The organism is Pseudogracilibacillus amylolyticus (SeqCode), assembly GCF_051918545.1.
Taxonomy (GTDB): Bacteria; Bacillota; Bacilli; order Bacillales; family Amphibacillaceae; genus Pseudogracilibacillus.
Genome location: NZ_JBPPZG010000284.1, coordinates 1 through 4,066 on the forward strand (window position 1 = coordinate 1; position 4,066 = coordinate 4,066).

The 4,066-nt window shown below is 34.6% G+C and carries 6 protein-coding genes; 4 read left to right on the forward strand and 2 right to left on the reverse strand.

Features of this window, described 5'->3' with window-relative positions; translation table 11 throughout:
- Nucleotides 1-185 (reverse strand): NAD-dependent epimerase/dehydratase family protein (locus tag ACPYKA_RS19505; protein ID WP_479543862.1); only part of this gene is annotated, 185 nt, incomplete at its 3' end.
- A 70-nt stretch (nt 186-255) separates the two neighbouring features.
- Here ACPYKA_RS19505 and recX point away from each other — a divergent pair.
- Together recX and ACPYKA_RS19515 are read left to right on the forward strand one after the other, a co-directional pair.
- On the forward strand, nt 256-1,053 hold the full coding sequence (gene recX, locus ACPYKA_RS19510; protein WP_479543863.1) for a recombination regulator RecX: 798 nt from the start codon (nt 256-258) through the stop codon (nt 1,051-1,053).
- A 32-nt stretch (nt 1,054-1,085) separates the two neighbouring features.
- Nucleotides 1,086-1,427: a YfhH family protein gene (locus ACPYKA_RS19515; protein WP_479543864.1), complete on the forward strand. Its 342-nt coding sequence runs from the start codon at nt 1,086-1,088 to the stop codon at nt 1,425-1,427.
- Between the two features lie 77 nt (nt 1,428-1,504).
- Here the strand turns inward: ACPYKA_RS19515 and ACPYKA_RS19520 are convergent, their stop codons facing one another.
- Complete coding sequence (locus tag ACPYKA_RS19520; RefSeq protein ID WP_479543865.1) at nt 1,505-2,491, reverse strand: metal-dependent hydrolase; 987 nt, start codon at nt 2,489-2,491, stop codon at nt 1,505-1,507.
- A 67-nt stretch (nt 2,492-2,558) separates the two neighbouring features.
- Between ACPYKA_RS19520 and mutY the strand changes: the two genes are divergently transcribed.
- Nucleotides 2,559-3,626 (forward strand): A/G-specific adenine glycosylase, encoded by a 1,068-nt coding sequence (mutY, locus tag ACPYKA_RS19525; protein WP_479543866.1) that lies wholly within the window; start codon nt 2,559-2,561, stop codon nt 3,624-3,626.
- A gap of 78 nt (nt 3,627-3,704) precedes the next feature.
- Complete coding sequence (locus ACPYKA_RS19530) at nt 3,705-3,875, forward strand: gamma-type small acid-soluble spore protein (protein WP_479543867.1); 171 nt, start codon at nt 3,705-3,707, stop codon at nt 3,873-3,875.
- Nucleotides 3,876-4,066: the final 191 nt, after the last annotated feature.

Sequence of the window (4,066 nt, forward strand, 5' to 3'; positions counted from 1 at the left end):
ACGACAGCATGGATAGTTGGTAACCTTCTAATTGGATAATCAAAACTAATATATGATACGGATTCGGTATCTTTATGCGTTCTAGGATAACGGGTTATTACATAAACATGATGACCCTCATTAACTAATTTGTTTACAAAACGACTTCCAATAAAACCAGTTCCACCGGTCATTAATATATTCATCTAACCGCCTCCCTTAAAATAAACTGCATCCCTTTATATTCATGTTATGATATAGATAGAGGTGAGTCAATTGCCAACGATTACAAAAATTTCTAAACAGAAAAAATCATCCGATCGCTATAATATTTTTTTAAATGATAATTATGCGTTTAGTGTTACCGAAGATATTTTTATAAAATATAATTTACGAAAAGGGTTAACGTTAACAGAAGAAGAGATTGAAACAATAACAGAAAATGAAACATGGCACCGTTTTTACGTTCAAGCTATCCGTTTTTTAAGTTATCGGATGAGATCAAAGCAGGAAGTGCGCAATTATTTAAAAAAGCAAGAAGTTGCCCCAAGTGTAATGGATGAAATTATTGCAAGACTTGAAAAAGAAAAATATATCAATGATATAGAATTTGCGAAAGCTTTTGTTAGGGATAGAATGAACCAAACATCTAAAGGACCAAGATTAATCGTAAAAGAATTAACGGACAAAGGAGTAAAAGCAGAAACAGCAAATAAAGCAATTACATTGTACAGCTATGAAAGCCAATTTCAAATTGCGTTAAAATGGGCACAAAAACAATTAAAGCGAAAAAGTAATAAATCATATAATAAACAAAATGAAGCATTAAAAATCAAACTTATGCAAAAAGGTTTTGACACCGATGTGGTAAATAAAGTTTTCGATGAAATTAAACCACCAATTGATAAAGAAGCTGAGTTAGCAGCCTTAGAAATACAGGCAAGGAAATTATATAGACGTTATGAAAAAAAATATCAAGGTAACGAGTTAAACATGAAATTAAAAGCAAGTTTGTATCAACGCGGTTTTCAAGGGGATTTAATTAACGAATATGTAGCGAAATTGGACAAATAGTTGTAAAATAAACCATGTAAGGGGATGAAAAAATGAACTATCGTTATAGTGATTATACTGTAGAGCAGTTGCGACAGGAGCTTGGAGAATTAAAAGAAAAAGCCCAAAAAGCGGAACAATTGGGTGAAATTAATAAAGTTGCAATATATGAAAGAAAAATGCAAATTGTATCGTCTTATATGTTGAACCCAGACGAATTTCATCCAGAAGATATTCATGAATTGAACGGGGATCCGGGGTATACCTTTAAAATCAATTATATTAATGGTGTTATGGCTTGGGGACATCGCATAAATTTGCTTGGTGAACAGCTGGAGCAAGAAGAAGCCTTACCAATCGCAATGCTCGGTGATAAAGTACAAGAAAAGAAATAAAAATAGTGAAGCGCATTTGCTGGACCATAGATCCAAACAAACCGCTTCACTTTCTTTTTGTTCCGCTACAGTTCATTTTAAGTAGGATTATCTTCGAAAAATAACTTTTTCTGCAATTTTTGCTCAGAAAAAATCCAGCCAGTATATGAGCTAATAATATTTAAGTTTTCATCAATTTGCGCAACGGCAACGAAAGGATAATACCCTTTTGATCGATAACGTAAATCAATAAAACGTACTTCCGTAAACCATTCGTATTCAACTATTTCCCAACGGTAAACGGGAGAAAATGATAGAAAAGCTTCAATATTTTTATCTGTTTTAGCTATCTCAATAATTTCCGATTTAGGTAAATCGATTCTTTCAAATTCGTCCATTAATTGAATATGCCCATTGTCTACAGTCCCTACATAAAAACGATCTTTTGTCGTAATCGCTACACGCCAGTAATTTTGCTTCATTGTCGGTGAAGTAGCTACTTGCTCTGTATTGGGAAAGTATTCTTCAATCTTTTTAACAATTTCCCTTTTATCGAAATAACGTTTAATATAGTAGAGGATGATCACAGCATAAATAATTAAGAAAGTTGTGCCGGGATTTGCCCCTAATATCCAAGCAATAATTCCTCCAACATGCAGAAAGAAAATATATGGGTCAAATGTGTTTATAAAGCCAAGCGCTACCCATTTATGTGAAAAAGGCCGAATAGCTTGTGTTCCGTAGGCATTGAAAATATCAACAAACACGTGAACGATCACAGCCAAAAAAGTCCAAAGCCAAAGGTGGAGGAAATTAATTTCTGGTGCAAATAAGTAAATAATTGCTGAAATTAAGATGCCCCAAAAAATTACTGCAGGAATGGAATGTGTTAAACCACGGTGATTACGAATATAGACTGCATTGTTTTTTAATTTTAAAATAGTATCAAAGTCTGGTGCTTGGGAACCGACAAGTGTACCGACTAACACGGCATTAAATAAGGCCGGATCATTCGCTACAACGGGGTCAAGTGTTGCAAGGCCCCCTAGTGCAACTCCCATAACAACATGTGTTCCTGTATCCATGTTTAGAAAGTGTCCTCCTCTTAAGCTAAATACATATAAACTAATTGTAACATATAGAGGTGATAATTTGAGTGATAAAGCGTTACATAAATTTGACAATTTTTCGTTTCAAAAAAAACTTATCTCTTGGTATTTGGAAAATAAACGAGAACTACCATGGCGAAAAACAAGTGATCCATATAAAGTTTGGGTGTCAGAAGTTATGCTTCAACAAACCAAAGTAGATACCGTTATTCCTTATTATGAGAAATTTATGGATCATTATCCAACAATTCATGATTTAGCAAAAGCGGACGAACAGGAAGTTTTAAAAGATTGGGAAGGTCTTGGTTATTATTCACGGGCAAGAAATTTATTAGAGGCAGCACGAGAAGTAGTTGCTACATACGGCGGAGAAGTTCCCCAAAATCCAAAACAGCTTGGAGAATTAAAAGGAATTGGACCGTATACAAAAGGGGCTATATCCTCCATTGCTTTTAATCAACCTGAACCTGCAGTTGATGGAAATGTGATGCGTGTACTCTCCCGCATTTTATTAATAAAAGATAATATTAGTGAGCAACGAGTCAAAAAAAGATTTGAAAATATTGTACGTGAATGTATATGTGAAACGGATCCTTCTTCATTTAACCAAGGGTTGATGGAACTGGGAGCACTAGTTTGTACGCCAAGATCACCTGGCTGTTTAGTATGTCCAGTCCAAGAAGAATGCCGAGCATTTCATGCAGGTGTACAAGAAAAACTTCCTATTAAGCAAAAAAATAAAAAACAAAAAACGGTTGCTTATAATGTTTTAATTTTACGAGATAAAAAAGGAAATATTGGAATAGAACAGCGTCCAAACGAAGGATTACTAGCAAATATGTGGCAGTTTCCGATGATTAGCTGCCATTTGGACGTACTTGAGAAAATATTTCATGAAAAACATGGCATAGAAATTAACCGGAAGAAAAAAATAGGTAAGGTTAACCATGTCTTCTCTCATAAAATTTGGGATTTAACGGTTTATGAAGCTGTTGTAATCGATGCGGTAATGAAAGATTCATCTCTTCAATTTGTTTCGTATACGGAACTCGATCGATATCCATTCTCAGTTTCACATCTAAAAATAAAAGAGCTATTGTCCAAATTATAAATTCCACATAATACCAATCCGCAGATTTGGATAACTTTTCTCAAGTTGGTTAAGTTAATAACTGCGGAGGTGATATCAATGGCTAATAATCGTAAATCCCCAGCGGGAACTAATGTAGAAAAAGTAAAAAAACAAAACCAACAGGCAGCTCAAGCTCAACCGGGTCAATTCGGTACTGAGTTCTCTGAGGAAACTGATCCACAATCAGTAAGACAAAAAAACCAGAAGTCGCAGCAAAATAAAAAATAAATACATGAAACAGAAGCTTTCCCTTTGGTGGAAAGCTTTTCTTTTTTAAAATTCGGGTGTTCTTGGATTATGGTAAAAAATATCCGTTCATAGAGGATGTTCAAAAAGTCCGGTGAGGATGTTCAAAAAGTCCGGTGAAAATGACACTGCATTAGGGGAACTTCGACTAAATACCGACACGTCCTGTGTCG

Excerpts from the sequence above, each read along its gene's own strand:
- ACPYKA_RS19515 (WP_479543864.1), top strand. The coding sequence starts at position 1,086 with ATGAACTATCGTTATAGTGATTATACTGTAGAGCAGTTGCGACAGGAG.
- ACPYKA_RS19520 (WP_479543865.1), bottom strand. The coding sequence starts at position 2,491 with ATGGATACAGGAACACATGTTGTTATGGGAGTTGCACTAGGGGGCCTT.
- ACPYKA_RS19530 (WP_479543867.1), top strand. The coding sequence starts at position 3,705 with ATGGCTAATAATCGTAAATCCCCAGCGGGAACTAATGTAGAAAAAGTA.